General features: G+C 63.9%; 21 protein-coding genes. 14 read left to right on the forward strand and 7 right to left on the reverse strand.

From position 1 onward, the window contains the following. Window positions 1-193 precede the first annotated feature (193 nt). On the forward strand, window positions 194-1,006 hold the full coding sequence (locus tag PM2_RS16225) for a DUF2242 domain-containing protein (protein WP_016714800.1): 813 nt from the start codon (window positions 194-196) through the stop codon (window positions 1,004-1,006). 271 nt (window positions 1,007-1,277) lie between these two features. On the opposite strand, the gene PM2_RS16230 is transcribed toward PM2_RS16225, so the two are convergent. Continuing rightward, window positions 1,278-2,318, reverse strand: coding sequence for an AraC family transcriptional regulator (locus PM2_RS16230; RefSeq protein ID WP_016714802.1), 1,041 nt, complete (start codon window positions 2,316-2,318; stop codon window positions 1,278-1,280). Between the two features lie 4 nt (window positions 2,319-2,322). After that, window positions 2,323-3,441, reverse strand: coding sequence for a carbon-nitrogen hydrolase family protein (locus PM2_RS16235; RefSeq protein ID WP_016714803.1), 1,119 nt, complete (start codon window positions 3,439-3,441; stop codon window positions 2,323-2,325). 191 nt (window positions 3,442-3,632) lie between these two features. On the opposite strand from PM2_RS16235, the gene PM2_RS16240 reads away from it, so the two are divergent. Beyond that, window positions 3,633-5,669: an NADPH-dependent 2,4-dienoyl-CoA reductase gene (locus PM2_RS16240; RefSeq protein ID WP_016714804.1), complete on the forward strand. Its 2,037-nt coding sequence runs from the start codon at window positions 3,633-3,635 to the stop codon at window positions 5,667-5,669. A 52-nt stretch (window positions 5,670-5,721) separates the two neighbouring features. Continuing rightward, the gene (locus PM2_RS16245; RefSeq protein WP_016714805.1) at window positions 5,722-6,612 is read left to right on the forward strand and encodes a 1-aminocyclopropane-1-carboxylate deaminase/D-cysteine desulfhydrase; all 891 of its coding nucleotides are present in this window, start codon (window positions 5,722-5,724) and stop codon (window positions 6,610-6,612) included. Here the strand turns inward: PM2_RS16245 and PM2_RS16250 are convergent. Next, window positions 6,603-7,148, reverse strand: a complete 546-nt coding sequence (locus tag PM2_RS16250) for a cytochrome b (RefSeq protein ID WP_016714806.1) — start codon at window positions 7,146-7,148, stop codon at window positions 6,603-6,605. The genes PM2_RS16245 and PM2_RS16250 overlap by 10 nt on opposite strands. A gap of 135 nt (window positions 7,149-7,283) precedes the next feature. Next, a complete protein-coding gene (locus PM2_RS16255; protein ID WP_028699289.1) occupies window positions 7,284-8,216 on the reverse strand; it encodes a DUF1853 family protein in 933 nt (310 codons plus the stop codon). 88 nt (window positions 8,217-8,304) lie between these two features. Here PM2_RS16255 and PM2_RS16260 point away from each other — a divergent pair, with 88 nt between their 5' ends. The 11 genes from PM2_RS16260 (at window position 8,305) to PM2_RS16310 (ending at window position 20,206) form a co-directional block, all read left to right on the forward strand. Then, the gene (locus PM2_RS16260; protein ID WP_008090067.1) at window positions 8,305-9,195 is read left to right on the forward strand and encodes an NAD(+) kinase; all 891 of its coding nucleotides are present in this window, start codon (window positions 8,305-8,307) and stop codon (window positions 9,193-9,195) included. Beyond that, entirely contained in the window at window positions 9,195-10,166 is a 972-nt protein-coding gene (locus tag PM2_RS16265) for a metallophosphoesterase (RefSeq protein ID WP_016714807.1), read from the forward strand. The genes PM2_RS16260 and PM2_RS16265 overlap by 1 nt, the downstream gene beginning before the upstream one ends. Then, window positions 10,163-11,065 carry a rhomboid family intramembrane serine protease gene (locus PM2_RS16270; protein WP_016714808.1) on the forward strand — a complete coding sequence of 301 codons (903 nt, stop codon included), beginning with the start codon at window positions 10,163-10,165 and terminating at the stop codon, window positions 11,063-11,065. Before PM2_RS16265 ends, PM2_RS16270 begins: the two co-directional genes overlap by 4 nt. Before the next feature lie 13 nt (window positions 11,066-11,078). Further along, a complete protein-coding gene (locus PM2_RS16275; RefSeq protein WP_016714809.1) occupies window positions 11,079-11,339 on the forward strand; it encodes a YeaC family protein in 261 nt (86 codons plus the stop codon). Further along, the gene (locus PM2_RS16280) at window positions 11,336-12,166 is read left to right on the forward strand and encodes a DUF2797 domain-containing protein (RefSeq protein WP_028699288.1); all 831 of its coding nucleotides are present in this window, start codon (window positions 11,336-11,338) and stop codon (window positions 12,164-12,166) included. Before PM2_RS16275 ends, PM2_RS16280 begins: the two co-directional genes overlap by 4 nt. Before the next feature lie 12 nt (window positions 12,167-12,178). After that, window positions 12,179-14,836, forward strand: a complete 2,658-nt coding sequence (gene pepN / locus PM2_RS16285) for an aminopeptidase N (RefSeq protein ID WP_028699287.1) — start codon at window positions 12,179-12,181, stop codon at window positions 14,834-14,836. A gap of 193 nt (window positions 14,837-15,029) precedes the next feature. Next, window positions 15,030-16,058, forward strand: a complete 1,029-nt coding sequence (locus tag PM2_RS16290; RefSeq protein WP_028699286.1) for a WD40/YVTN/BNR-like repeat-containing protein — start codon at window positions 15,030-15,032, stop codon at window positions 16,056-16,058. A 20-nt stretch (window positions 16,059-16,078) separates the two neighbouring features. Continuing rightward, complete coding sequence (locus PM2_RS16295) at window positions 16,079-18,454, forward strand: efflux RND transporter permease subunit (RefSeq protein WP_033724164.1); 2,376 nt, start codon at window positions 16,079-16,081, stop codon at window positions 18,452-18,454. Between the two features lie 63 nt (window positions 18,455-18,517). Then, entirely contained in the window at window positions 18,518-18,808 is a 291-nt protein-coding gene (locus PM2_RS16300; RefSeq protein ID WP_016714876.1) for a DUF5629 family protein, read from the forward strand. After that, window positions 18,774-19,904, forward strand: coding sequence for a lactonase family protein (locus PM2_RS16305; RefSeq protein WP_028699285.1), 1,131 nt, complete (start codon window positions 18,774-18,776; stop codon window positions 19,902-19,904). The genes PM2_RS16300 and PM2_RS16305 overlap by 35 nt, the downstream gene beginning before the upstream one ends. A 122-nt stretch (window positions 19,905-20,026) precedes the next feature. Next, a complete protein-coding gene (locus PM2_RS16310) occupies window positions 20,027-20,206 on the forward strand; it encodes a hypothetical protein (RefSeq protein WP_016714815.1) in 180 nt (59 codons plus the stop codon). A gap of 21 nt (window positions 20,207-20,227) precedes the next feature. Here the strand turns inward: PM2_RS16310 and PM2_RS16315 are convergent, their stop codons facing one another. Genes PM2_RS16315 through PM2_RS16325 form a run of 3 tightly spaced genes read right to left on the reverse strand, consistent with a single transcriptional unit; the run spans window position 20,228 to window position 25,697 of the window. Beyond that, the gene (locus tag PM2_RS16315) at window positions 20,228-20,821 is read right to left on the reverse strand and encodes a glutathione S-transferase (RefSeq protein ID WP_016714816.1); all 594 of its coding nucleotides are present in this window, start codon (window positions 20,819-20,821) and stop codon (window positions 20,228-20,230) included. Next, complete coding sequence (locus PM2_RS16320; RefSeq protein WP_028699284.1) at window positions 20,818-24,462, reverse strand: AAA family ATPase; 3,645 nt, start codon at window positions 24,460-24,462, stop codon at window positions 20,818-20,820. Before PM2_RS16320 ends, PM2_RS16315 begins: the two co-directional genes overlap by 4 nt. Beyond that, entirely contained in the window at window positions 24,459-25,697 is a 1,239-nt protein-coding gene (locus tag PM2_RS16325) for an exonuclease SbcCD subunit D C-terminal domain-containing protein (protein ID WP_028699283.1), read from the reverse strand. Before PM2_RS16325 ends, PM2_RS16320 begins: the two co-directional genes overlap by 4 nt. Between the last annotated feature and the right edge of the window lie 30 nt (window positions 25,698-25,727).

Here is a 25,727-nt window from a genome sequence, read left to right on the forward strand (position 1 = left end):
CCTCAAGGCCCCTTGAACGCCTTGCAGCACAAAAAAGCGACCTTCGGGTCGCTTTTTTCGTTTCTGCGGGCAAGAATTCCCGGCCTTTACCCACATTTACACCAACCTGACAGGTTCTTCACCGACCAGTGGTTCCTGTGCCTGCCTGCTGTGTTGCACAATAGGCACCTTCTCGACATACCCGGAATTCGCAATGACCAGATCTTCCGTCTTTGGTGCGCTCGGGCTGGCCCTGGTGCTGGCGGGCGTGACCGGTTGTTCCTCGAAAAAGGCCGCCATCTACGAGCACGAGAACTTCGACGACTCGGGCACTTTCTCGCGCAGCTTCCCTGTGAGCGATGCCGGCTCTTGCGAGGCCGCGCGGCGTGCCTTGCTTAGCCAGGGGTATATCATCACCAGCAGTGGCGCCAACCAGGTGGTGGGTAACAAGAGCTTCCAGCAGAACAGTGAGAACCACCTGCAAATCAGTTTCAACGTTACCTGTGCACCGGATGTGAGCGACGAGCAGCGTTCGACCATGTTCGCCAACGCCCTGCAGGACCGTTATGCGCTCAAAAAATCCAACACCTCTGCCAGCCTGGGGGTGGGCGTGCTGGGTTCGGTGTCGATGCCGATTGGCTCCAGTGACGACTCAATGGTCAAAGTGGCCAGCGAGACGGTGACGGCAGCGCAGTTCTATGACCGCTATTTCGCGCTGGTGGAGAGTTACCTGCCCAAGCCGAAGAAAGTGAGCAAGGCCAAGGCCGAAGCGCCCAAGGTTGAAAAGCCGGCGGTTGACCTGGGGTTGCCGGAGCAGGCAGCGGCTAACCCTGTGGCCCCGACACCCGCACCGGCGGCTGAAGTTGCGCCCGCACCTGCGGCCGTTGCCCCGGCCAATGAGGCGGTGGCAGCACCCGTGGTGAATGACAGCCAGGGCTCGCAGCCGGTGGCACCGCCGGTGGAGGCTGCGCCGATTCAGGTGCAGCAGGATGCACAGCCTGCCGAGGCTGCGTCACCTTCCCTTTGAATGGTCGCCTGTACCGGCCCTTTCGCAGGTACAGGCCGTGCACATCCCCTGTTACAGACGCACCGCGATAACTTCCTGAACACCTGCTACGTTTACCACTCATAAGCTTGTCATGATTCCTTCATCCAACCTGCTTAGGTTGAAGGTGACACCGACGAATACAAAATGAGTAAAGAGGACGCAGGGCTATGGATGAATATCAGGAAGAACTACTCGAAACCCAGGCTTACGAACTGGACACCCCGGAACCGGCTGACGACGCCACCGAGCTTTAGCCCGCCCGCCGCTGGCTGCGGCGGAACTCCCCCGGTGTTAGGCCCGTCCAGCGCTTGAACGCGCGCTGGAAGGCCTCTGCCGATGCAAACCCCAACAGATAGGCAATCTCGCCAAAGGCCAGCTCCGTATCGCGGATGTAGGTCTCGGCCAGGTCGCGCCGTGTTTCATTGAGCAAGTCGCGAAAGCGTGTGCCTTCCTCGGCCAGCTTGCGGCGCAGTGTCCAGGTTGGCAACTGCAGGTGCAGCGCCACTTCTTCCAGGTCGGGTTCGCGGCCGCCATTGAGCAGTGGTCCCAGCAGATGGGTGATGCGCTCACCCAGGCTGCGCACCCGCGTGCGCTGCTGCATCTCTGCCTCACACAGCTGCAGCAGGTGCTGCCAGGTGCTCGGGCAATGCCTGGGGTTGGCCAGTTGCAGGGTGGCGCGGCTCAGGCGCAGGCGGTTGCCGTCGGCGGCGAACTGCACGGGTGTGCTGCAAAGTGGTTGGTAGCGCGCGGCATACGCGGGTGCGGCAAATTCGATGTCCAGGCGTTCGGCCTGCACCGGGGTGCCTGCAAGGTCGGCTAGCTGGGCTAGCCAACCCGCGAGCAGCGAGTCGACCACAAAGCGGTTGTAGGCGTTATAGGGGCTGATGGAGTAGAAGCGCAGCCAGGCGCCTTGGGCGTCTTCGTGAAAGCTGGAGTGGCCACGGTAGTTGGCCGCGTAAAGCGGTTCGAAATGCAGCAGGGTGCGCGCTGCCTCGCCCAGGGTAGGGGCCTGGGCGGCTGTGACCCCGGCCAGGCCGGCATGAGCCAGGCGGCTCAGGCGCCCCATGTGCAGGCCCAGGGCGGGTTCGCCGCACAGTTCGATGGCGGCGTGGCCAAGGTGCATGTAGCGGGGGATCGACAAGCGCGCGCCGGCTTCAGCCAGGCGCGGCCCATCCAGGCCATAGCGCAGCAGCAGCGGTTCGGGGGCGTGGCCAAGCTCGCGCAGGGCCTCGCTCAGCGGTTGAACAAAGCCAACCGACAGGTCACCCAGGCGCACGCGGGGGCGGGCCATGGTGTTACAGCCACAGGTTCAGCAGGCGGGCACCTGGGCTTGGGGTGCCCACCAGCAACTCACCCGCCTGGTGGGCGAAGCCTTGGCCATCACTGCCTTGCTCCCAGAACTGCCCACGCATGAACACGCTCATGCTGCTGACACTGGCCCCGGCCGCCTCGGTCAGGCGTTGCCAGGCGGTCTGTTCGCTGACTTCGCCACGCTTCAAGGGCAGACCGGCGGCGGCGTGCTGGTGGCGGTTGCCACGCCATGGCGCTTCCCAGCTGCTCTTGCCGCTGAGAAACGCCGGGTTGGCGACCAGTTGTACCGCTTGTTGCGCCAATTGCCGATGGTTTTCCGGGTACCAGCTGTCACTGCCTATCAGCACCCCCAGCCGCCCGGCAGGTGTTTGCACGACCTGCAACGGGTGCTTGCGCCCATTGTGCACATAGCGGCGCATTTCGCTGTCAGGGAACTGCTGGTGTTGGGGCTCGCTCAGTAGCGAGCCGTCGCCAGCAAACACCATGCTGCTATTGAACAGCGGGCCACTACCGGCGTGCAGCACGCCCTGTTTCACGTAAGGTGCAGGCAGCACGATGGAGCCGGCCACCAGGGTAACGCCGAATTCCTTGGCCAGGCCGCCGAACAACTGCTGATAGTCTGCGGCCATTTGCTCAGCCTTCATGCGCAGGTGCGCATCGGCGCGCCAGTCATCGCCGTCGGCGCCGAGCATGGCCAGGCCATAGCGTAGCGGGTTGCTCAGCTCCAGCCATTGCAGGGCCTCGCGGCTCTGGGTCACCTGATACAGTTCGTTTTTCTCACCGCGCGCCCACAGCCAGGTGCCGATGTGCTCCGGCAGCACCACTACCGTGCGCGGGTTTATCAGTCCTTGTGCGCGGGCCTGTTCGAGGTAAGCGGCGAGCTTGCGGTGCAGGCGCTGCAGGTTCTGGTAGTCACCGGGGTACAGCAGCGGCTCGACGCCCAGCAGGTTGCCGTGTTCGCCTGGCACGCCATGGTTCAGTGCCAGCTCGATGCGCAGGTCGGACAGGTAATGGCCTTCCGGGCGCTGTTGGGTCCAGAAGCCATAACCACAGAGGGCGGCGAGGAAGACCAGCGCCAGGGCGCCAGCAAGCAGTTTTCGCATGAAGCAGGGCTGCGCCTTGGTTACGAGGGTTCCTTAGGGTAGTCCCGCTGTATGCCAGGATCAATAACTTGTCAGTTTCGATCATTGAGCCAATTCAAACGGCTGTTTAATGTCGCTGACAGACAAACGACAGGCCCCGCTGACCGGTGAGGTGCCTGCATACCGTGATCACGCCACCAGGGGACCTTTCCATGGCCGCCGACCGCTACCCGCACCTGCTTGCCCCGCTGGACCTGGGCTTCACCACCTTGCGCAACCGCACCCTGATGGGCTCGATGCACACCGGCCTCGAAGAGCGCCCCGGCGGTTTCGAGCGAATGGCTGCGTACTTTGCCGAGCGCGCCCGTGGTGGCGTTGGCCTGATGGTAACGGGCGGCATCGCGCCCAACGATGAAGGCGGGGTGTATTCCGGTGCGGCCAAGCTCAGCACCGAGGAGGAGGCCGACAAGCACCGTATCGTCACCGAAGCGGTACATGCCGCAGGTGGCAAGATCTGCCTGCAGATCCTGCATGCCGGGCGCTATGCCTACAGCCCGCGGCAAGTGGCACCCAGTGCGATCCAGGCGCCGATCAACCCGTTCAAGCCCAAAGAGCTGGACGAGGCGGGCATCGAGAAGCAGATCGCCGACTTCGTCAACTGCGCGGTACTGGCCCAGCGTGCCGGTTACGACGGTGTCGAAATCATGGGTTCAGAAGGCTACTTCATCAACCAGTTCCTCGCGGCCCATACCAACCACCGTACCGACCGTTGGGGCGGTAGTTATGAAAACCGTATGCGCCTGGCGGTGGACATCGTCAGCCGGGTGCGTGGTGCGGTAGGGCCGAACTTCATCATCATCTTCCGCCTTTCGATGCTCGACCTGGTGGAAGGTGGCAGCACCTGGGACGAGATCGAACTATTGGCCAAAGCCATCGAGCAGGCTGGCGCGACCCTGATCAACACCGGCATCGGCTGGCACGAAGCGCGTATCCCGACCATCGCCACCAAGGTGCCGCGTGCAGCCTTCAGCAAGGTCACCGCCAAGCTGCGTGGTGCGGTGAGCATTCCGCTGATCACCACCAACCGTATCAATACCCCGGAGGTGGCCGAGGCCGTATTGGCCGAGGGCGATGCCGACATGGTCTCGATGGCCCGGCCATTCCTCGCCGACCCGGATTTCGTCAACAAGGCGGCAGCCGGGCGTGCCGACGAGATCAACACCTGCATCGGTTGCAACCAGGCCTGCCTGGACCACACCTTTGGTGGCAAGCTGACCAGCTGCCTGGTCAACCCCCGTGCCTGCCACGAAACCGAGCTCAATTACCTGCCTGTACGGGCCGTGAAGCGCATTGCCGTGGTGGGGGCCGGCCCGGCGGGTCTGGCAGCGGCCACCGTGGCGGCTGAGCGTGGCCATTCGGTCACCCTGTTCGACGCTGCCAGCGAGATTGGCGGGCAGTTCAACGTCGCCAAGCGGGTGCCGGGCAAGGAGGAGTTCCATGAAACCCTGCGCTACTTCCGCAACAAGGTGAAAAGCACAGGCGTGGACCTGCGCCTGAATACCCGTGTCGATGTGCAGGCATTGGTGGACGGTGGCTACGACGACATCATCCTGGCCACCGGTATTGCCCCACGCACCCCGGCCATTCCCGGTGTCGAACATGCCAAGGTGCTCAGCTATCTCGACGTACTGCTTGAGCGCAAGCCGGTGGGCCAATCGGTTGCGGTGATTGGCGCGGGTGGCATCGGCTTCGATGTGTCCGAGTACCTGGTGCATCAGGGGGTGGCCACCAGCCAGGACCGTGAGGCGTTCTGGAGGGAATGGGGCATCGATACCCACCTGGAAGCACGCGGTGGTGTGGCCGGGGTCAAGGCCGAGCCGCATGCCCCGGCGCGGCAGGTGTACCTGTTGCAGCGCAAGAAGTCCAAGGTGGGTGATGGCCTGGGCAAGACTACCGGCTGGATTCACCGCACCGGGCTGAAGAACAAGCGGGTGCAGATGCTCAATAGCGTTGAGTACCTGGGTATCGACGATGCCGGCCTGCACATTCGTGTGGCGGATGGCGAGCCGCAGGTGTTGCCGGTGGATAACGTGGTGATCTGCGCCGGACAGGATCCGCTGCGTGAATTGCAGGACGGGTTGGTGGCGGCAGGGCAGTCGGTGCACCTGATTGGCGGCGCCGATGTGGCCGCCGAGCTGGATGCCAAGCGGGCGATCAACCAAGGCTCAAGGTTGGCGGCTGAGCTCTGAAAATCTCCGGGGCCGCACAGCGGCCCCGGGGTTTCACTGGTAAACTCGCAGCATGTTCTTCGACCTCCCCCAAGCCCCTCTGCAACCCCTGAACCTCCCTTGGCTGCAACAAGCTCAGGTCAAAGCCGCCATCCTGCGCCTGGACCTGATCGACCCACTGATCAGCGGTAACAAGTGGTTCAAGCTGCGCCATCACCTGCAGCAAGCCAGAACCAGCAAAGCCCCAGGCCTTATCAGCCTAGGTGGCAACCATTCCAACCACCTGCATGCCCTGGCCGCCGCCGGCAAGCGCTTCGGCTTCGCCACCGCCGGCCTGCTACGGGGTCACGCCCAAGACACACCCACTGTGCGTGACGTGAAGGCATTGGGCATGGAACTGCACTGGTTGGGCTATGGTGGCTACCGCGCGCGCAACGAACCAGACTTCTGGACCCCGTGGCAGGCACGCTACCCCGGCTGGCACTGCATCCCCGAAGGTGGCGGCGGGCTGGCCGGCGCACAAGGTTGTGCCCTGATCATGGAGCAGGCGCGCTCACAAATCACGGTATTGGGCTGGTCGGATTATGACGCCTGGTGGCTGGCTGCTGGCACCGGTACCACGTTGGCCGGCCTGGTGCTGGCGGAGGCGGGCGCACATGCCGTGCATGGCGCGTTGGCCGTACCCCGGGACCACGGTGTACCCGAGACGGTGGCAGCCTTGGCTGGCGGCCACGGCTACCAGCTTCACGATGCCTGCCGTGGCGGCTTCGGCAAGTTCGACGATGACCTGCTGGCCTTTATCGCCGAGTGCGAGCAACACAGCGGCGTACCGTTCGAAGCCCTGTACACCGGCAAGGCCCTGCTGGCCTTGCGTGAGCAGGCGGGTGCCGGGCTGTTCGCGCCCGGCACCCGCCTGATCGTCGTGCACACCGGTGGCCTGCAGGGCCGGCGCGGTTACTTGTAAGGCAGCATGCGCAGCAGCGTGTTGTCGCGCTGCACATAGTGGTGGTAGAGCCCGGCCAGCGCGTGCAGGCCGATCAGCCAGTAACCCCAGCTGCCAACCCGTTCATGCCAGCCCTTGATGAATTTGGCCTGGTCCGGGTCCGGGCCGATCAGGTGGGGCAGCTCCAGGCCGAAGAACGGTACCGGTTTGTCGGCGGCGCTGAGGATCAGCCAGCCGGCCAGCGGCAGGCCGATCATCAGCAAGTACAGCGCCAGGTGCATCAGGTGCGCAAGGCCGGTTTGCCAAGCCTGCGGCTTGGGCACGATCGGCGGGGTTGGGCGGCTCAGGCGCACGGCCAGGCGCAGCCAGACCAGCACGAACACACTGAGCCCGAGCATGAAGTGCAGGTCTTTCATCAGGTTGCGTTCAACGCTGTCTTTAGGGAACAGGCCGCGCAGTTCGATAAGGGCGTAGACAGCGGCCAGCAGCACCAGCATCAGCCAATGCAGGGCGATGGACAGGCGCGCGTAGTGGGTCGTGGGGGTGGATGAAACCATGATCGGTCCTCGTCATCAGGTCGGAATGGCGCTCTTTTTGGCGCTCAGGTATTACTTTAATGGCTACCGGGAACGAATCTTTGCGCTAGGTCTGTGAAAATTGTGTTGCCTGTGTCGGCCCTTTCGCGGGCGACTTCATGCTTCGGGGGAAAATGGCCAACTATCAGCCACCAGAAACACCCGCTCCCTTTCCTGCCAGGCGCCATCAGCATCAGGCTCCAACCTCACCAGCAACTGCGCCGGTGCCTGGCGCTCCAACACATGCAACCAGGCCGCAAACTGCTCCACCGCCCAGCATTCACCTGCCTCCACCCGCGCCGGTGCCAGCCAGGCATGCCGCTGCAATGGCTGCCAATGCTCACCCTCAGCCATGACCCAGTCCCGCCTCCGTATCCAGCGCCCACGCAAGTGCTGCGGGTTGGCGCCCGTCGGTGGCTCGGCATGCCCCGGCCATGGGTAGAACAGATAACCCCCCAGCCATACATGGGCCTGCACCTGCCCAACCCCCAACCCGGTCAACAGCTCGCGGCTGTGGGCCCCGTTCGACATGGGCAACTGATGCCCCGCCAAGTGCGCAAGCTTGCTCCCCAGCCGGTCATGGCACCCAGGCCCCAACCAGGCATGCGGGTCGTGCCCGGCGCCTTCCGGCCCCAGGTACAGCTTGATCGCCAGTTCCAGGTGGTGCACGCCGTCACGGTCGCGCAACACCATATCCAGTTCGCCCAGCGTGCGTCCGGCATCTCGGATCGGCAGGTTTGCTGCCAACAGCTCGATGCCCGGCGCCTGGCCCAGGGCGAATTGCCACAGACGTTCGTAGTAATGCCCCAGCCGCCGGCTGCCCAGCTTCGCCAGCCAGTCTTGCAATGGCCGGTCATCTTCATCCAGCGCCCGCAACCACTGCTCAAGGTGCTGCGGCTGCTGCGCCCACAGGCTACCCGCCAGCGGGTGGCGCTGGGGGCAGGGCGGGGCGCTGAGCAGGGGCGGCGACAGTAGGGCCCAGGCCAAGTCGCGTACCGCAGGGCGGCGCAGGTGCCGGGGCAGGTCATGTAGATGCATGAAAGGCGTCATGCAGCGAGCATAGCCGGTTTGCCGCTACCCGGTGGTTTCGCCCATAATCGGCCCATCGTCACCCGCCGCAGAGCCTCGCAGGAGCCCCATGGAGCAATTTCGCAATATCGGTATCATCGGTCGCCTTGGCAGCTCGCAGGTGCTCGACACCATTCGCCGACTGAAAAAATTCCTCCTCGAGCGCCACCTGCACGTGATCCTCGAGGACACCATCGCCGAAGTGCTGCCCGGCCATGGCCTGCAAACCTCCACCCGCAAGCTGCTGGGCGAAGTCTGCGACCTGGTCATCGTGGTCGGCGGCGACGGCAGCCTGCTGGGCGCTGCCCGCGCCCTGGCCCGTCACAACATTCCGGTGCTGGGCATCAACCGTGGCAACCTGGGTTTCCTCACCGACATCCGCCCCGACGAACTGGAAGAAAAAGTCGCCGAGGTGCTCGACGGCCACTACCTGGTGGAAAACCGCTTTCTGCTGCAGGCCGAAGTGCGCCGCCACCATGAAGCCATCGGCCAGGGCGATGCGCTGAACGACGTGGTGCTGCACCCGGGCAAGTCCACGCGCATGATCGAGTTCGAGATCTACATCGACGGCCAGTTTGTCTGCAGTCAGAAGGCCGACGGCCTGATCGTCGCCACCCCCACCGGCTCCACCGCCTATGCGCTCTCGGCCGGCGGCCCGATCATGCACCCCAAGCTGGACGCCATCGTCATCGTGCCGATGTATCCGCACACCCTGTCGGGCCGGCCGATCGTGGTCGATGGCAACAGCGAGCTGAAGATCGTGGTGTCGAAGGATCTGCAGATCTACCCACAAGTGTCCTGTGACGGCCAGAACCACTTCACCTGCGCCCCAGGCGACACCATCACGGTCAGCAAGAAGCCGCAGAAGCTGCGCCTGATCCACCCGCTGGACCACAACTACTACGAGGTCTGCCGCACCAAGCTCGGTTGGGGCAGCCGCCTGGGGAGCAGGGACGACTGATGTTCGATCCGGCGCGAAGTTTCGACATCATCGGTGACGTGCACGGTTGTGCGCTGACCCTTGAACGCCTGCTCGACGCCCTCGGTTACAAGCGCGTGGCCGGCGTATGGCGCCACCCGCGGCGCATGGCGCTGTTCCTGGGCGATATCGTCGACCGCGGGCCACGCATCCGCGAGGCGCTGCATATCGTCCACGACATGGTCGAGGCCGGCCAGGCGTTGTGCATCATGGGCAACCACGAGTACAACGCCCTGGGTTGGGTTACCCCGGCGCTGCCCGGCAGTGGCAAGGCCTACGTGCGCGAGCACACGCCACGCCACGCCCGGCTGATCGACGAAACCCTGACCCAGTTCGCTCACCACCCCGGCGACTGGCACGACTTCGTCAACTGGTTCTACGAGCTGCCACTGTTCGTCGATGCCGGGCGCTTCCGCCTGGTGCATGCCTGCTGGGACCCGCGACTGATCGAGCCGTTGCGCCAGCAGTACCCCGACGGGCGCATCGATGAACACTTCATCCAGGCTTCGGCGGTGAGCAACAGCTTTGCTGCTACCGTGTGCAACCGCCTGTTGCGCGGCACCGACATGCGCCTGCCGGACGGCCTGACCCTGACGGGCGGTGATGGCCTGACACGCGCCTTCTTCCGCACCAAGTTCTGGGAAGAAGACCCGCAAACCTATGGTGACATCGTGTTCCAGCCCGATGCCCTGCCCGAAGAGGTGGCCAGCACCCCGCTCAGCCACAGCCAGAAGAACGCCTTGTTGCGCTACGACGAAGACGAGCCTCTGCTGTTCGTCGGCCATTACTGGCGTAGCGGCCGCCCGGCGCCGATCCGCGCCAACCTGGCCTGCCTGGACTACAGCGCCGTGCTCTACGGCAAGCTGGTCGCCTACCGGCTGGATGATGAAACCCGCATCGACCCGCACAAGTTCGTCTGGGTCGACGTCGACCGCCCACAGGCCAACCAATGAACATTATCGAAGTGATGCGCCTGCCGCTGTCGGTCGACCTCAGCGGCTTCGTCCACCTATTGCAGCGCCTGCAGGTGCCGCATCGGGTGAGCGAGGAGGGCGATGCCCAGGTGCTCTGGGCCCCCGACACCCTCGCCGAAGACGTGCTGCAACTCTACCAGCGCTACCCTGACGGCAACGCAGACATCCAGGCAACCGACGAACCTGAGGGCGCGGGCTTGTCGGGGCGCCGAACCGCCGCGAATAGCCCCACACAACCCTCCCTGGTAGAACAAGCCAAAGCCTGCAAGGTGACCACCCTCATCCTGCTGCTGTGCTTCATCGTCGCCGGCCTTACCAGCCTGGGGGACAACTTCACCACCATCAGCTGGTTCACCTTCCTCGACTTCCGCGTCCAGGGCGATTACCTGTACTTCAGCCCGCTTGCGCAAACCCTGGACGCAGGCCAATGGTGGCGGCTGGTCTCGCCCATGCTGCTGCACTTCGGTGTGCTGCACCTGGCCATGAACAGCCTGTGGTACTGGGAGCTGGGCAAACGCATCGAATTGCGCCAAGGCCCCTGGATGCTGCTGGGCCTGACCCTGCTGTTCAGCCTGGTGTCCAACCTGGCCCAGCACTACACCAGCGGGCCGAGCCTGTTCGGCGGCCTGTCCGGCGTGCTGTATGGCCTGCTCGGGCACGTGTGGCTGTTCCAGTGGCTGGCGCCCAACCGTTACTTCAACCTGCCCAGGGGCGTGCTGGTGATGATGCTGATCTGGCTGGTGGTATGCCTCACCGGCGTGGTCGGCACCCTGGGCCTTGGCCAGATCGCCAACGCTGCCCACGTGGGCGGGCTGCTCATCGGATGCCTGACCGGGCTCTTGGGCGGGGCGCTGGCCCGGCGTAAACTGTCGGCTTGAATCAGGAGACACTATGTCCACTTTCGCGCAAATGATCGAAAACATTACCCCGGAAATCTACGAGAGCCTGAAACTGGCCGTGGAAATCGGCAAATGGTCGGATGGCCGCAAGCTCACCGCCGAGCAGAAAGAGCTGTCGCTGCAGGCCGTTATCGCCTGGGAGATCAAGAACCTGCCTGAAGACCAGCGCACCGGCTACATGGGCCCGCAGGAGTGTGCGTCGAAGTCCGCGCCGATCCCCAACATTCTGTTCAAGTCGGACTCGGTACATTGATCGAACTCGCTCGTGGCTCGTTGAGCAAAATGGCGGTAAGCCTGCAGGCACCCGTGGTGCAGTACCGCTTGCGCCTTGATGACACGCAGGTCCCGGTCAACCCGCTGATCGGCCAGCGCCTGCGCCTGGAATACCTCGGCGCCATTCATTGCAGCCATTGCGGCAAGCGCACCAAGACCAGCTTCAGCCAAGGTTACTGCTACCCGTGCATGACCAGGCTGGCCCAGTGCGACGTGTGCATCATGGCCCCGGAAAAATGCCACTACGACGCCGGCACCTGCCGTGAGCCTTCGTGGGGCGAACAGTTCTGCATGACCGACCATGTGGTCTACCTGGCCAACTCGTCGGGGATCAAGGTCGGCATCACCCGCGCCACCCAGCTGCCTACCCGTTGGCTCGACCAGGGCGCCAGCCAGGCCCTGCCGATCATGCGCGTGGCCACCCGCCAGCAGTCCGGCCTGGTCGAAGACGTGCTGCGCAGCCAGGTGCCGGACCGCACCAACTGGCGTGCGCTGCTCAAGGGCGATGCAGAAGTGCTCGACCTGCCGGCCATTCGTGAGCAGATTTTCGATGCCTGTGCCGACGGTTTGAGCGCGCTGCAAGCGCGTTTCGGCTTGCAGGCGATTCAGCCGCTGCCCGACGCCGAAGTGGTACAGATGAATTACCCGGTCGAGGCCTACCCGAAAAAGATCGTCAGCTTCAACCTCGACAAAGACCCGGTGGCCGAAGGCACGCTACTGGGTATCAAGGGCCAGTACCTGATCTTCGATACCGGTGTGATCAATATTCGCAAGTACACGGCCTACCAGCTGGCCGTGCTCCAGTAAAAGGACCTCTACATGCGTACCGAACAACCGCAAGTGATCTACCTCAAGGATTACCAGGCGCCCGAGTACCTGATCGACGAGACGCACCTGACCTTCGAGCTGTTCGAGGACCACACCCTGGTTCACGCGCAACTGGTGATGCGCCGCAACCCGGCGCGCGGTGCCGGGCTGCCGCCACTGGTGCTCGATGGCCAGCAACTGGAGTTGCTGCGCGCTTCGCTGGATGACCAGGAACTGCACGCGGCTGACTATCAGCTGGACGTCGACAGCCTGACCGTGCACCCCAAGGCCGAGCGCTTTACCCTCGACACCAGCGTGAAGATCCACCCCGAAAGCAACACTGCGCTGGAGGGCCTGTACAAGTCGGGCAAGATGTTCTGCACCCAGTGCGAGGCCGAGGGCTTCCGCAAGATCACCTACTACCTCGACCGCCCGGACGTCATGAGCACCTTCACCACCACGGTGATCGCCGAGCAGCATCGTTACCCGGTGCTGTTGTCCAACGGTAATCCGATCGGCAGCGGGCCGGCAGAAGATGGCCGCCACTGGGCGACCTGGGAAGACCCGTTCATGAAGCCGGCCTACCTGTTCGCGCTGGTGGCCGGTGACCTGTGGTGCGTCGAGGACACCTTTACCCGCCAGTCTGGCCGGGATGTGACCCTGCGTATCTACGTCGAGCCCGAGAATATCGACAAGTGCGACCACGCCATGGTCAGCCTGAAGAAGCCCATGCGCTGGGACGAAGAAGTCTATGGCCGTGAGTACGACCTGGACATCTTCATGATTGTTGCGGTCAACGACTTCAACATGGGCGCCATGGAAAACAAGGGCCTGAACATTTTCAACTCCAGCTGTGTGCTGGCCCGTGCCGAAACCGCCACCGACGCCGCGCACCAGCGTGTCGAAGGCGTGGTTGCCCACGAGTACTTCCACAACTGGTCGGGCAACCGCGTCACCTGCCGTGACTGGTTCCAGCTGTCGTTGAAGGAAGGCTTCACGGTGTTCCGCGATGCCGAGTTCAGTGCCGACATGAACTCGCGTACGGTCAAGCGTATCGAAGACGTCGCCTACCTGCGTACCCACCAGTTCGCCGAAGACGCCGGCCCCATGGCCCACCCGGTGCGCCCGGACAGCTTCATCGAAATCTCCAACTTCTACACCCTGACCGTGTACGAGAAGGGCGCCGAAGTGGTGCGCATGGTCCGCACCCTGCTGGGCGCCGAAGGCTTCCGCAAGGGCAGCGACCTGTACTTCGAACGCCATGATGGCCAGGCGGTGACCACCGACGACTTCATCAAGGCCATGGAAGACGCCAACGGTGTCGACTTCACCCAGTTCAAGCGCTGGTACAACCAGGCCGGCACCCCGCGCCTGGAGGTCAGCGAAGCCTATGATGCTGCCGCGCAGACCTACAGCCTGACCTTCCGCCAGAGCTGCCCGCAAACGCCGGACAAGGCCGAAAAACTGCCGTTCGTGATCCCGGTGGAACTGGGCCTGCTGGACGCCGAAGGCAATGACCTGCCGCTGCGCCTTGTTGGTGAAGCGGCTGCTGGCGGTACCAGCCGTGTGCTGTCGGTGATTGAGGCTGAGCAAACCTTCACCTTCCAGGGCATTCCGGCCAAGCCGCTGCCCTCGCTGCTGCGTGGCTTTAGCGCCCCGGTGAAGCTGAGCTTTCCGTACGACCGCGACCAGCTGATGTTCCTGATGCAGCACGACAGCGACGGCTTCAACCGCTGGGAAGCGGGGCAGCAATTGTCGGTGCAAGTGTTGCAGGAGCTGATTGGCCAGCACCAGCGCGGCGAGGCGCTCAAACTCGACCAGCGCCTGATCACCGCCCTGGGTACCGTGCTGGGTAACGAAGCGCTGGACCCGGCCATGGTGGCCGAAATGCTTTCGCTGCCGGGTGAGGCCTACCTCACCGAGATCAGCCAGGTGGCCGACGTAGATGCCATCCACGCCGCTCGCGAGTTCGCCCGCCAGCAGATCGCCGAACAGCTGTTCGACGCCCTGTGGGCGCGTTACCAGGCCAACCGTGAAGTGTCGCGCAGCACCGCCTATGTGGCCTCTGCCGAGCACTTCGCCCGCCGTAGCCTGCAGAACATCGCCCTGTCGTACCTGATGCAGAGCGGCAAGCCGCAAGTGCTGGAAGCGACCCTGGAGCAGTTTGACCAGTGCGACAACATGACCGAGCGCCTGACGGCGCTGGCGGTGCTGGTCAACTCGCCGTTCGAGGCTGAACGCGCCAAAGCGCTGGACACCTTTGCCGAGCACTTCAAGGACAATCCGCTGGTCATGGACCAGTGGTTCAGCGTGCAGGCGGCCAGCGCGCTGCCGGGCGGGCTGGCGCGGGTCAAGGCGCTGATGCAGCACCCGGCGTTCACCCTGAAGAACCCGAACAAGGTCCGTGCGCTGGTGGGGGCTTTTGCCGGGCAGAACCTGGTCAACTTCCACGCGGCGGATGGTTCGGGCTATCGCTTCCTGGCGGACCTGGTGATCGAGCTGAATGCGCTGAACCCGCAGATTGCCTCGCGCCAGCTGGCGCCGCTGACCCGCTGGCGCAAGTATGATGACGCGCGTCAGGCCCTGATGAAGGGTGAGCTGGAGCGGATTCTGGCCTCGGGTGAGCTGTCCAGTGATGTGTATGAAGTGGTGAGCAAGAGCCTCGCTTAAGTTTGGTAGAAACTGGGGCCGCTCAGCGGCCCCGGCTTTTTCAGACCGACAACAAAACATAACACCCCGCCCATTGTAATCCCGCAAACATCCCCGCTACGATCCCCTCAAGCTATTGCAGGCCTCTAGACAAGGCTTTTCGCAGGGCCTGCAGTGCATTGACCCACCAAGAAGAACACAACAGGGGGCAGTCATGAGGGAACAGCTACAGGCGCCAGCCAGGCGCGGTGCTTGGCCATGGGCGGCCAGCGCAGTGCTGGCACTGGCATTGGGGGTGTGGGCCGACAGCGCCCAGGCCGCCGCCGCCGACGAATACTCCACTGAATCCGCCAAGGCCAGCCAAAGCCTGTTGATCGGCGCCACCCATGCCGGCAAACGCCTGGTGGTGGTGGGCGATCGGGGTCACATCCTGTTCTCCGACGACCAGGGCAGCACCTGGACTCAGGCTCGCGTGCCCACCCGGCAACTGCTCACCGCCGTGTTCTTCCTCGACGACAAGCGCGGCTGGGCCGTCGGCCACGATTCGCAAATCCTCGCCAGCAACGACGGCGGCGCTACCTGGACCAAGCAGTTCGAAGACCTTGCCCGCGAAGCGCCCCTGCTCGATATCGCCTTCCTCGACGCCCGGCACGGCTTTGCCGTGGGGGCCTACGGCGCCTTGCTGGAAACCACCGACGGCGGCCAGCACTGGCAAGACGTGGCCGAGCGCCTGGACAACCCTGACCAGCTTCACCTGAACGGCATGACTCGAGTGCGTGACGCCGGCCTGTTCATCGTGGGCGAGCAGGGCGGCATGTTCCGCTCCGCCGACAACGGCCAGACCTGGGCCAAGGTCGAAGGCCCGTACGAGGGCTCGTTGTTCGGTGTGATCGGCACTGGCCAACCCCACACCCTGCTGGCCTACGGCCTGCGCGGCAACCTGTTCCGTTCCACCGATTTTGGTGACAGCTGGCAGCCGATCGAACTCAAGGCCGCGCGCGGCAACCTCGAATTCGGCCTGGCAAGCGCTACGCTTCTCGATGATGGCACCTTGGTGCTGGTCGGCAACGGCGGAAGCGTGCTGCGCAGTACCGATGGCGGCCAGACCTTCAGCGTGTACAACCGTGCCGACCGTATCGCCCTGGCCGGCGTCAGCGGCCTGGCCAACGGTGGCCTGCTGCTGGTAGGGCAGGGTGGTGTACACCTGGCGGATGCCCAAGGGGCCGAGGGGGCAAGCCGATGACCAGCAGGGAGAGCATTACCATGCACCCGCACCACCAGGACAAGGCCACGCTGCTCGAACGCCTGATCTTCAACAACCGCCCCGTGGTCATTGCCCTGTGTGTGCTGGTGAGCATTTTCCTGTTCTGGCAGGCCACGCAGATTCGCCCCTCCACCAGCTTCGAGAAGATGATCCCGCTGCAACACCCGTTCATCGAGCAGATGATGGAACACCGCAACGACCTGGCCAACCTCGGCAACACCGTGCGCATCTCGGTCGAGGCAGTGAACGGCGACATCTTCGACAAGGACTACATGGAGACCCTGCGCCAGATCCATGACGAGGTGTTCTACATTCCGGGTGTCGACCGTGCCGGGCTCAAATCGCTGTGGAGCCCCAGCGTGCGCTGGAGTGAGGTCACCGAAGAGGGCTTTTCCGGTGGCGAGGTAATCCCCAACACCTACAACGGTTCGCAGGACAGCCTCGACACCCTGCGCGACAACGTGCTCAAGTCGGGCCAGGTAGGGCGGCTGGTGGGCAACAACTTCAAGTCCAGCATCGTCGATGTGCCGCTGCTGGAGAGCTACCCCGACCCGCAAGACCCGGGCAAGCAGGTGAAGCTGGACTACCAGCAGTTCTCGCACCTGCTGGAAGAAAAGATCCGTGACAAGTTCCAGGCCCAGAACCCCAACGTGAAGGTACACATCGTCGGCTTCGCCAAGAAGGTTGGCGACCTGATCGACGGCCTGGTGATGGTGGCAATGTTCTTCGGTGTTGCTCTGGCGATCACCTGGGTGCTGTTGTACTGGTTCACCTGGTGCATCCGCAGCACCATCGCCGTGCTCATCACTACTCTGGTGGCAGTGGTCTGGCAGCTGGGGCTGATGCATGCGGTGGGCTTTGGCCTGGACCCGTACTCGATGCTGGTGCCGTTCCTGATCTTCGCCATCGGGATTTCCCACGGGGTGCAGAAGATCAATGGCATCGCCTTGCAGTCGAGTGACGCGGATAACGCCCTTACGGCGGCGCGTCGCACCTTCCGCCAGCTGTTCCTGCCGGGGATGATCGCCATCCTCGCCGACGCCGTAGGCTTCATCACCCTGCTGATCATCGACATTGGCGTGATCCGCGAGCTGGCCATCGGCGCCTCCATCGGCGTGGCGGTGATCGTGTTCACCAACCTGATCCTGCTGCCGGTGGCCATTTCCTACGTTGGCATCAGCAAGAAGGCCATCGAGCGCAGCAAGAAGGACGCCACCCGCGAACACCCGTTCTGGCGCCTGCTGTCGAACTTTGCCAGTGCCAAGGTGGCGCCGGTGTCGGTGGTGCTGGCGCTGGTCGCCTTTGCCGGTGGCCTGTGGTACAGCCAGAACCTGAAAATCGGCGACCTCGACCAGGGCGCGCCAGAGCTGCGCCCCGATTCGCGCTACAACCAGGACAACAGCTTCATCATCAGCAACTACTCCACCAGCTCCGACGTGCTGGTGATCATGGTCAAGACCCCACCGGAGCAGTGCTCAATCCACTCGACCATGGCACCGATCGACGAGCTGATGTGGACCATGCAGAACACCCCGGGCGTGCAGTCGGCGATTTCCCTGGTGACCGTGTCCAAGCAGGTGATCAAGGGCATGAACGAGGGCAGCCTGAAATGGGAGACCCTGTCGCGTAACCCGGACATCCTCAACAACTCCATTGCCCGTGCCGATGGCCTGTACAACGGCGACTGCTCGCTGGCGCCGGTGCTGGTGTTCCTCAACGATCACAAGGCCGAGACCCTGGAGCGGGTCACCGCTGTGGCCAAGGCGTTTGCCGACAGCCACAACAAGGAAGGCCTGCAGTTCCTGCTGGCGGCGGGTAACGCCGGGATCGAGGCGGCGACCAACGAAGTGATCAAGTCGGCCGAGCTGACCATCCTGATTCTGGTGTACATCTGCGTGGCGGTGATGTGCCTGATCACCTTCCGCTCGTTCGCCGCCACCCTGTGCATCGTGCTGCCACTGGTGCTGACCTCGGTGCTGGGCAACGCGCTGATGGCCTACATGGGCATCGGGGTGAAGGTGGCGACCTTGCCGGTGGTGGCGCTGGGCGTGGGCATTGGCGTGGACTACGGCATCTACATCTACAGCCGCCTGGAAAGCTTCTTGCGGGCCGGGCTGCCGTTGCAGGAGGCCTATTACCAGACCCTGCGTTCGACCGGTAAAGCCGTGTTGTTCACCGGGTTGTGCCTGGCCATTGGCGTGTGCACCTGGATCTTCTCGGCGATCAAGTTCCAGGCCGACATGGGGCTGATGCTGACCTTCATGTTGTTGTGGAACATGTTTGGTGCGTTGTGGTTGCTGCCGGCGCTGGCGCGGTTCCTGATCAAGCCGGAGAAGATGGTGGGCAAGGAGGGTGGGTCGATTTTCGCCCATTGAATAGTTGGGGGCCGCTTGGCGGCCCCAAGCTATAATGCCGGTTCATTTCAAATTGGTACCCCCATGTCCCCCCTCGCCACCGCCCTGCAAACCTGCGACATGCTCCTGATCGACGGCCTGCACGCCTTCGACTTCACCGCTGATGAGTCCGGCCTCACCGTCGAATGTATGGATGGTCGCCAACTGCGCCGCTGGTCCTTCACTCCCGAGCAAGTCGCCGCCGCCATCGCCACGGGTGATGAATGGCAACTCAACGATGCCGATGGCGAGCATCGTCTAGTCTGTATGAGTGCCTTTCGTGCCCCGGACGACGACCAAGATGAACCGGATCTGGACGAGCCTGCTGACCGCTAGCCTGATGAGCCTGACACTCCATGCCCACGCCGCTACCTTGCTGGTGGGCAGCTACACCGATGGTGCCAGCCAGGGCATCTACCGTTATCAGTTCGACGACAAGGCCGGCCATATCGACCCCACACCCCTGCAAGTGGTGAAAAGCGTCAGCCCTTCGTGGCTGGTGCTGTCGGCTGACCAGCGCCAGCTGTTCGCGGTAAATGAAACCCCGCAGGGGCATGCCAGCAGTTTCAGCATTAGCACCAAAGGCGAAATCAAACCACTTAACCAAGTGGCCAGCCAGGGCGACGAGCCAACCCACGCCAGCCTCAGCCGCGACCAGCGCTTCCTGTTCGTGGCCAATTACGCGGTCAACCCCGACCCCGGGGGCAGCCTGGTGGTGATCCCGGTGGCCAAGGACGGCAAGCTCAAGCCCGTGGTGCAACAGGCCTGGCACAAGCCGAGCGGGGTCAACCCCGAGCGACAGGCCGGTGCCCATGTGCATTCGCTGGTGCTGTCGCCGGACGGCCGGCACCTGTACGCCAGCGACCTGGGTGCCGACAAGGTGTTCATCTACCGCTACGACGGCGCCAGCGCGGACCACCCGCTGACCCCGGCGATACCCGCGTCGGTGGCGTTGCCGCCGGGCAGTGGGCCGCGTCACCTGCTGTTTGACGCCAAGGGCCTGCACGCCTATCTCACCCTGGAAATGAGTGCCGAGGTGGTGGTGTTCGATGTGCAGGATGGCAACCTGGTGGAACGCCAGCGCCTGCCACTGACCGAACGTCACGAGGCAGCAGCGAAGGCGGCGGGTGCTTTGCACTTGTCGGCAGACGGGCGCTTCTTATACGTGAGCAACCGTGGCACGGCCAACGAGGTCGTTGCGTTCAGCGTGGGCAAGCAGGACGGCCAGCTGGCCTTCCTGCAGCGGCGCTCGGTGGAGGGCGATCACCCGCGTGAGTTTGCCCTGGACCCGAGTGACAACTTCCTGCTGGTGGCCAACCAGAAGAGCAACCAGATCGTGGTCATACGCCGCGATCCGCGCAGCGGCAAGCTGCTGGAGACTGTGCAGACACTGAAACAGGCAGCCCCATCGGACCTGAAGTTCATCGAGTGATATCGATCGGCGTGATAATCGATACTGCCGCAATGAATTTTTGCGTTCGGTCTTGGCGGCGTAAGTTTGACCCAAGGCCCAAACGGGCCACCGTCAAACCACCGCCGTCGAGGTCAGCCCAGATGAACTTCAATCTCTTCCCGGTCATTGCCGCATCCGCCATTTCCGCTTCGGTCGTACTGCCGACCCATGCCCATGCCGACATCAGCGGCAAGGCTGCTGCCACCCACAGCTACACCGAGCAGTACCTGCGCCAGAGCGCGAACTTCCATGCGGCCCTTAGCGGCAAGCAGCATCACTGAGTCAAGCCTGACTCGATCCGATCACTTGGCCATTATCGATTTGAAGAGTTCCGAAGCCAACCACCCCTCCAGCCAGCTCCGCACCCGCGGATAAGCCGCCTCGGCGAACCACTGTGGTTCGACCCCGGCAAACTGGCGCATCAGGGGCAGTAACGCAGCATCGGCAAGGCTCGGGTGATCAGCCAGCAGGTAAGGCCGGCCTTCAAGCAGGCCTTCGAGCTCCGCCAGCCAGGCCTCGCCCTGCTGGCGGTAATGCTCGCGGGAATACTCCGGGTAACGCTCGGCATACTTGTACAGGTTCACCTGCGCCTTGAACGTGCTGTCGTTACGCGCAATCAGCCCGTCAGCCACCTGCGCCGCCGCAGGGTCTGCCTGCAAGCGCCAATCCTGCGGGTCGTTTTGCGCCAGCGCCCAGCGCATGATGTCCAGGCTCTCTTCCAGCACCCCGGCACCGGTATCCAGCACCGGCACCGTGCCCTTGGGCGACAAGGCCAGCAGCTCTGCCGGCTTGTTCTTCATCGCCACCTCGCAGATGTCTACCTCACAGCCGGCATAGCGCAGGGCCAGGCGCGCACGCATGGCCCACGGGCAGCGGCGGAACGAGTAGAGGATCACCCGCACACCTCCACGTCGCTCAGGCCATTGCCTTGGCGCCGCACCTGGATCTGTACCGGAATGCGCTCGTGCATTTCCTGCACATGGGAGATCACTGCCACCTTGCGGCCTTGGGCCTGCAGGCCGTCGAGCGCATCCATCGCCAGTTGCAGCGACTCGGGGTCCAGGCTGCCGAAGCCTTCGTCGATGAACAACGACTCGATGCGCAGGGTGCTGGAGGCCATCGATGCCAGGCCCAAGGCCAGGGCCAGCGACACCAGGAAGGTTTCCCCGCCCGACAGCGAATGCACCGAGCGCAGCTCATCGCCCATCTCGGTGTCCAGCACCAGCAGGCCGAGGGCGCTGCCGCCACGCTTGAGGCGGTAACGGCGGGCCAGTTGACGCAGTTGGGCGTTGGCGTGGTGCAGCAGCAAGTCGAGGTTGTAGCCTTGGGCGATCTTGCGGAACACATCGCCCGAGGCCGAACCGATCAACGCGTTCAGGCGGGCCCAGCGTTGCCACTGCTGGTGAGCCTGTTCGATTTCGGCCGCCAGTGCCTGATGGGCCTGCTGGCGACGTTGGTCGTCAGCCTGCTGGGCGCGCAGTTCGGCGCACTGCTGTTCGTGGTTGGCCAGGCGTTCGCGCAGCTCGGTCAGGGCTTGCTCCAGGGCTTCGGCCGAAGTGTCCACGGTCATCTGCGCGGCGTGCTGTTGCAGGCGTTGCTCACGTTCCTGCAGCAGTACGCGGCCTTGTTCGATGGCCTTTTCCGCGCCTTGCAGGCGTTGGCGCAATTCATGGACGTACGCGTCATCCATGGCCAGCAGGCGATCCAGCCCGTCATCATCCAGCTCCGGGTGCTCGCTGCGCCACTGGCTGATCTGGCCCTGTAGCTGCTGGCACTCGGTGTCCAGTGCCTGTTGCTGCTGGATGTTGGCTTTGAGTTCGCTGGCCAGCTGCACGCCCTGGGTGCGCAGCGCTTGCAGGCGTTGGGCGGTGTCGGCGTCGAGGGCGCGGGCCTGTTCCAGCGTGGTGTCCATGTGCTGCTGCCAGGCTTCGGCACTGGTGTGTTCGCCAAGCAGTTCGCCGAGGGCGGCCTTGGCCAGCTGGCGTTGCTCGTCGAGGGCGGCCAGCTTCTGCTGCAACTGCTGCTGGCCTTGTATACGTGCCTGTTGCTGGTCGCGCAGCTTGTCCAGTTGGGCCTGACGGGCTTGCTGTTCCTCCAGTTCGTCCTTGCGTTGTTCCAGGTGTTGCAGGCGCTGGGCGATCTGCTGGTCCAGGGCAAGGAAGGCATTGGCCGGGTCGTCGTTCAAGGCCTTGACGGCTTCTTCGGGCAATACGCCGGCCAGGTCGTCGAGGCCTTGCTGCAGTTGCTGCTCGTCGTTGGCCAGGGCCTGGTGCTGTTGCTCCAGGTGGCGCTGGGCTTGCTGTTGCGCTTCGTGGGCGGCCTGCAGTTGCTGATTGAGGCGGGCTGCATCTTTTTGCAGGGCGAGCAGGGCGCTCTGACGCTTCTCGTCCCGGCCGATTTCTTCGTCCAGGCGTCGCAACTGGCTGTCGAGCCAGGTGCTGCGGGCCTTGTCGTCTTGCGGGGCGAGGGCAGGCCACAGGCTATGTGCCTGCACTTCGGCCACCTGGGCGTGCAGTTGTTCGCCCAGGTGCAGTTGTTGCTGCTGATAGTCTTTGAGCTGGGCGTTGACCACACCCAACTGGGTGCGCAGCTCCACCAGTTTGCTGTTGAGGGTTTCCACCTGCTTCTGCGCGGCGTCTACCTCAGCCTGGTCGTGACGTCCCAGGCTTTGCAGCAGCGCTTCGGGTTGATGAAACGGGTGCTCGGCGCTGCCGCATACCGGGCAGGGTTCGCCATCGCGCAATTGGCCGCGCAATTCTTCAACGCTGGTATTGCGCGCCAGACGCTGGCGCTCCAGCAGCTGACGGGTGAGGTCAAGTGCCTGTTCGGCGGTTTCCAGCTCGGCCTTGGCGGCGGTGCCTTCGGTAATCAGTTGCTGGCGCTGCTGCATGGCTTGCTGTTGCCGCTCGCGCACGGCATCCAGCTGCTGGCGCAGCTCCATTTCGCGGCCATGCAGGCGCGACAGTTGTTCAATGGCGCGTTGCTGCTTGCGGTTGTCCTGCAGCATGCCGCCCAGCAGGTCGATCTGTTCCGCCAGGGCGTGCGGTTCGGCCTTGGCTTCGCGGAACAGCAGGTCGTAGGTGTCGCGTTCGGCCTGCAAGTGCGCATTGGCCTGGCTGGCCAGGGCTTGCAGGCCAGGCAGTTCCTCACGGCCCTTGGCCAGACGGCCGCCAATCAGCATCACCTGCTTCAGTTGCGGCAGGTAGGCATGCCAGGCATCGGCCAGGCCCGCCAAGTGCTGGCTGTCGGCGAGCGCGGTGTCGATCTGGGCCAGTTGCTGCACGCTGCGTTGCTGGTTGTGCTCCAACTGCTGCAACTGTTGCTGGCCGTCGGCGACGTGCTGTGCGGCCTGTTCGCTGCTGCTGCGCTGCGCGGCCAGCTCCTGGTCCAGGCGGGCCAGGTTGTCCTGTGCGGCAAAGGCCTGGCGCAGGCGCGGGGCGTTTTCACCGTGCCGTGCCTGGTTGTCGGCCAGCGCTTGGCGGGCATTGTCCAGTGCCTGTTCAAGTTCACGGGTACGCAGTTGCAACTCAGTTTGTTGCTGTTGCTGTTCAGCGATCGTCGCTGCGATTGGCGCCTGTTGAGCGGTCAGCGTTTGCTGGCGATGGAACTGGTGACGCTGCGGCGCCAAACGCTCCAAGCGAACGAGGTCCAGGCGAGGTTCGGCCAGTTGCTGCCAGTCCTGCTCGGCGGCCTGCAGCGCGGTGCCGGCTTCGGCGTACTGGGCCTGCAGCTGGCGTTGTTCATTCAGCCAGTTGCGTTGCTGTTCCAGTTGGCGCTCGTCGGCCTGGTCGGCCTTGAACTGCTGCTGGGCTTGCGCCAAGCGCTGGTCTAGCTCGGCGCGTGCTTCGGCGGCCATTGGCAGCAGGTGGCTGGCGCGGTCCTTCAGGGCGTTGTGGGCTTCACCGGCTTCACGGGCCTTGCTAAAGGCGCGTTGGCCCAAGCGGGTGTAGATGGCGGTGTTGGTGAGCTTTTCCAGCAGTTCGCTGCGCTCTCTGTCGTCAGCCTTGAGGAAGGCGCCAAACTCGCTCTGGGCCAGCATCACGGCGCGGGTGAACTGCTCGAAGTTCAGGCCGAGGCGGGCTTCGATCAGTTGCTTGTACTCGTTCTTGGCGCTTGCCAGCACTTGCTCGCTGTCGAGGTCATAGAAACTCTGGCGGCTAAGCTGAAGTTTGCCGTTGGCTTTGTCGCGGGCGCGGTTGGCTTCCCAGCGGGCGCGGTAGCGGCGGCCATCGATGCCGACGAAATCGACCTCGGCAAAGCCACTGCCGGTGCCACGGCGCAGCAGGTTGCGCGGGTCAGACGTGGGAATTTCGCCCTCAGCGTCCGGCACCTTGGCCTCGCGGCCGATGTCATTGAGCCGTGGCACGGTGCCGAACAGCGCCAGGCACAGGGCGTCGAGCAGGGTGCTTTTGCCGGCCCCGGTCGGCCCGGTGATGGCGAACAGGCCGGCACTGGCCAAGGGTTCTGCGGTGAAATCGATGTCTATCGGGCCGGCCAGCGATGCCAGGTTTTTCAGGCGGATGGCGAGAATCTTCATGGCTGCTCTTCTTCCTGCTGCACGTCCTGCAACAGCAGGGCAAAGTCGGCCAGGGCCTGTTCGTCGGCGGGGTTGCCGTAGGCCTGTTCCCAGGCTCGGCTGAACAGGTCTTGCGGGGTCATTTGGGCCAGTTCGACAAAGGCCAGGTCATCGTCTTCGGCGTTGGTGCGGCCGGCGTATTCGGCGCTGATGCGGATCAGCCGCACGGCTTTGCCTTCCAGGGCGGTTTCGATCTGCTGGCGCAAGTCGGGTTGCGGCTCGTCCAGTACCACCCGCACCTCCAGCCAGGGCTGACGGTTGGGGTCTTCGAGCAGGTCGACTACCGGCAAGTCAGCGAGTTGCTGCAGCAGTTCGCCCAACGGTGCCGGGCCAACCCGTTGCAGGGCCACGGCGCGCGGTACCGGGCGCGGCTCGACGCTGACCAGGCCGCTGCCGTCCAGCTCCACTTCCAGCACCTGGTGCGGGTAGTTGATTTCAGCGAACGACAGCGGGATCGGCGAGCCGCTGTAGCGGATACGTTCTTCGCGGTTGACCTTCTGCGGCTTGTGCAGGTGGCCCAAGGCAACGTAGCTGATGGCCTTGTCGAACAGCTTGGCCGGCAGCGCCTCGGCGTTGCCGATGATCAGGCTGCGCTCGGAGTCCTCCGACACCGCGCCACCGGCCATGTGCGCATGGCTGATGGCAATCAGCGCCTGGTCTTTCTTGCGCTTTTTTTGCGCGGCGGCGATCAGTTGCTGGTGTACCTGAGTAATGCCTTGCAGGTAGTCGTCACCCAGGTGCGGGCCAGTCACTTCGGCCGGGCGCAGGAAGGGCAGGGCCAGGCACCAGGCGGCGACCTTGCCACGGCCATTGGTCAGCGGTATCAACAGGCGCTCGGTATCCAGCTGGCCTTCGTCCAGCCAATGCACACGGCCCAGCGCATGGGTACGCAGGCGGCGCATCAACGCGGCGGGCAACTCGATGCGCGAGCCCGAGTCGTGGTTGCCGGCGATCATCACGATATCCAGCTTGGGCTGTTGCTCGTGGGCCTGGACGATGAAGTCGTAGAGGCGTTCCTGGGCTTTGACTGGCGGGTTGACCGTGTCGAAGATATCGCCGGCGATCAGCAGCGCATCGGGCTGGCGCAGGCGCAGTTGGCCGAGCAACCAGTCGAGGAAGCAGGCGTGTTCGAAGTCGCGTTCCTGGCCGTGCAGGCTTTGGCCCAGGTGCCAGTCGGAGGTATGAAACAGACGCATGGATGACCTGTTGGTGTCGAGTCGGGCAAG

It is taken from the genome of Pseudomonas monteilii NBRC 103158 = DSM 14164 (assembly GCF_000730605.1).
Lineage (GTDB): Bacteria > Pseudomonadota > Gammaproteobacteria > Pseudomonadales > Pseudomonadaceae > Aquipseudomonas > Aquipseudomonas monteilii.

What these genes read in the sequence shown, in the direction of transcription:
- PM2_RS16270 (WP_016714808.1), top strand. Translation starts at nt 10,163, where the DNA reads ATGAACATTATCGAAGTGATGCGCCTGCCGCTGTCGGTCGACCTCAGC.
- PM2_RS16275 (WP_016714809.1), top strand. Translation starts at nt 11,079, where the DNA reads ATGTCCACTTTCGCGCAAATGATCGAAAACATTACCCCGGAAATCTAC.
- PM2_RS16290 (WP_028699286.1), top strand. Translation starts at nt 15,030, where the DNA reads ATGAGGGAACAGCTACAGGCGCCAGCCAGGCGCGGTGCTTGGCCATGG.
- PM2_RS16255 (WP_028699289.1), bottom strand. Translation starts at nt 8,216, where the DNA reads ATGACGCCTTTCATGCATCTACATGACCTGCCCCGGCACCTGCGCCGC.
- PM2_RS16305 (WP_028699285.1), top strand. Translation starts at nt 18,774, where the DNA reads ATGAACCGGATCTGGACGAGCCTGCTGACCGCTAGCCTGATGAGCCTG.
- PM2_RS16225 (WP_016714800.1), top strand. Translation starts at nt 194, where the DNA reads ATGACCAGATCTTCCGTCTTTGGTGCGCTCGGGCTGGCCCTGGTGCTG.
- PM2_RS16260 (WP_008090067.1), top strand. Translation starts at nt 8,305, where the DNA reads ATGGAGCAATTTCGCAATATCGGTATCATCGGTCGCCTTGGCAGCTCG.
- PM2_RS16320 (WP_028699284.1), bottom strand. Translation starts at nt 24,462, where the DNA reads ATGAAGATTCTCGCCATCCGCCTGAAAAACCTGGCATCGCTGGCCGGC.
- PM2_RS16245 (WP_016714805.1), top strand. Translation starts at nt 5,722, where the DNA reads ATGTTCTTCGACCTCCCCCAAGCCCCTCTGCAACCCCTGAACCTCCCT.
- PM2_RS16265 (WP_016714807.1), top strand. Translation starts at nt 9,195, where the DNA reads ATGTTCGATCCGGCGCGAAGTTTCGACATCATCGGTGACGTGCACGGT.
- PM2_RS16235 (WP_016714803.1), bottom strand. Translation starts at nt 3,441, where the DNA reads ATGCGAAAACTGCTTGCTGGCGCCCTGGCGCTGGTCTTCCTCGCCGCC.
- PM2_RS16230 (WP_016714802.1), bottom strand. Translation starts at nt 2,318, where the DNA reads ATGGCCCGCCCCCGCGTGCGCCTGGGTGACCTGTCGGTTGGCTTTGTT.
- PM2_RS16310 (WP_016714815.1), top strand. Translation starts at nt 20,027, where the DNA reads ATGAACTTCAATCTCTTCCCGGTCATTGCCGCATCCGCCATTTCCGCT.
- PM2_RS16240 (WP_016714804.1), top strand. Translation starts at nt 3,633, where the DNA reads ATGGCCGCCGACCGCTACCCGCACCTGCTTGCCCCGCTGGACCTGGGC.
- PM2_RS16325 (WP_028699283.1), bottom strand. Translation starts at nt 25,697, where the DNA reads ATGCGTCTGTTTCATACCTCCGACTGGCACCTGGGCCAAAGCCTGCAC.
- PM2_RS16300 (WP_016714876.1), top strand. Translation starts at nt 18,518, where the DNA reads ATGTCCCCCCTCGCCACCGCCCTGCAAACCTGCGACATGCTCCTGATC.
- PM2_RS16295 (WP_033724164.1), top strand. Translation starts at nt 16,079, where the DNA reads ATGCACCCGCACCACCAGGACAAGGCCACGCTGCTCGAACGCCTGATC.
- pepN (WP_028699287.1), top strand. Translation starts at nt 12,179, where the DNA reads ATGCGTACCGAACAACCGCAAGTGATCTACCTCAAGGATTACCAGGCG.
- PM2_RS16250 (WP_016714806.1), bottom strand. Translation starts at nt 7,148, where the DNA reads ATGGTTTCATCCACCCCCACGACCCACTACGCGCGCCTGTCCATCGCC.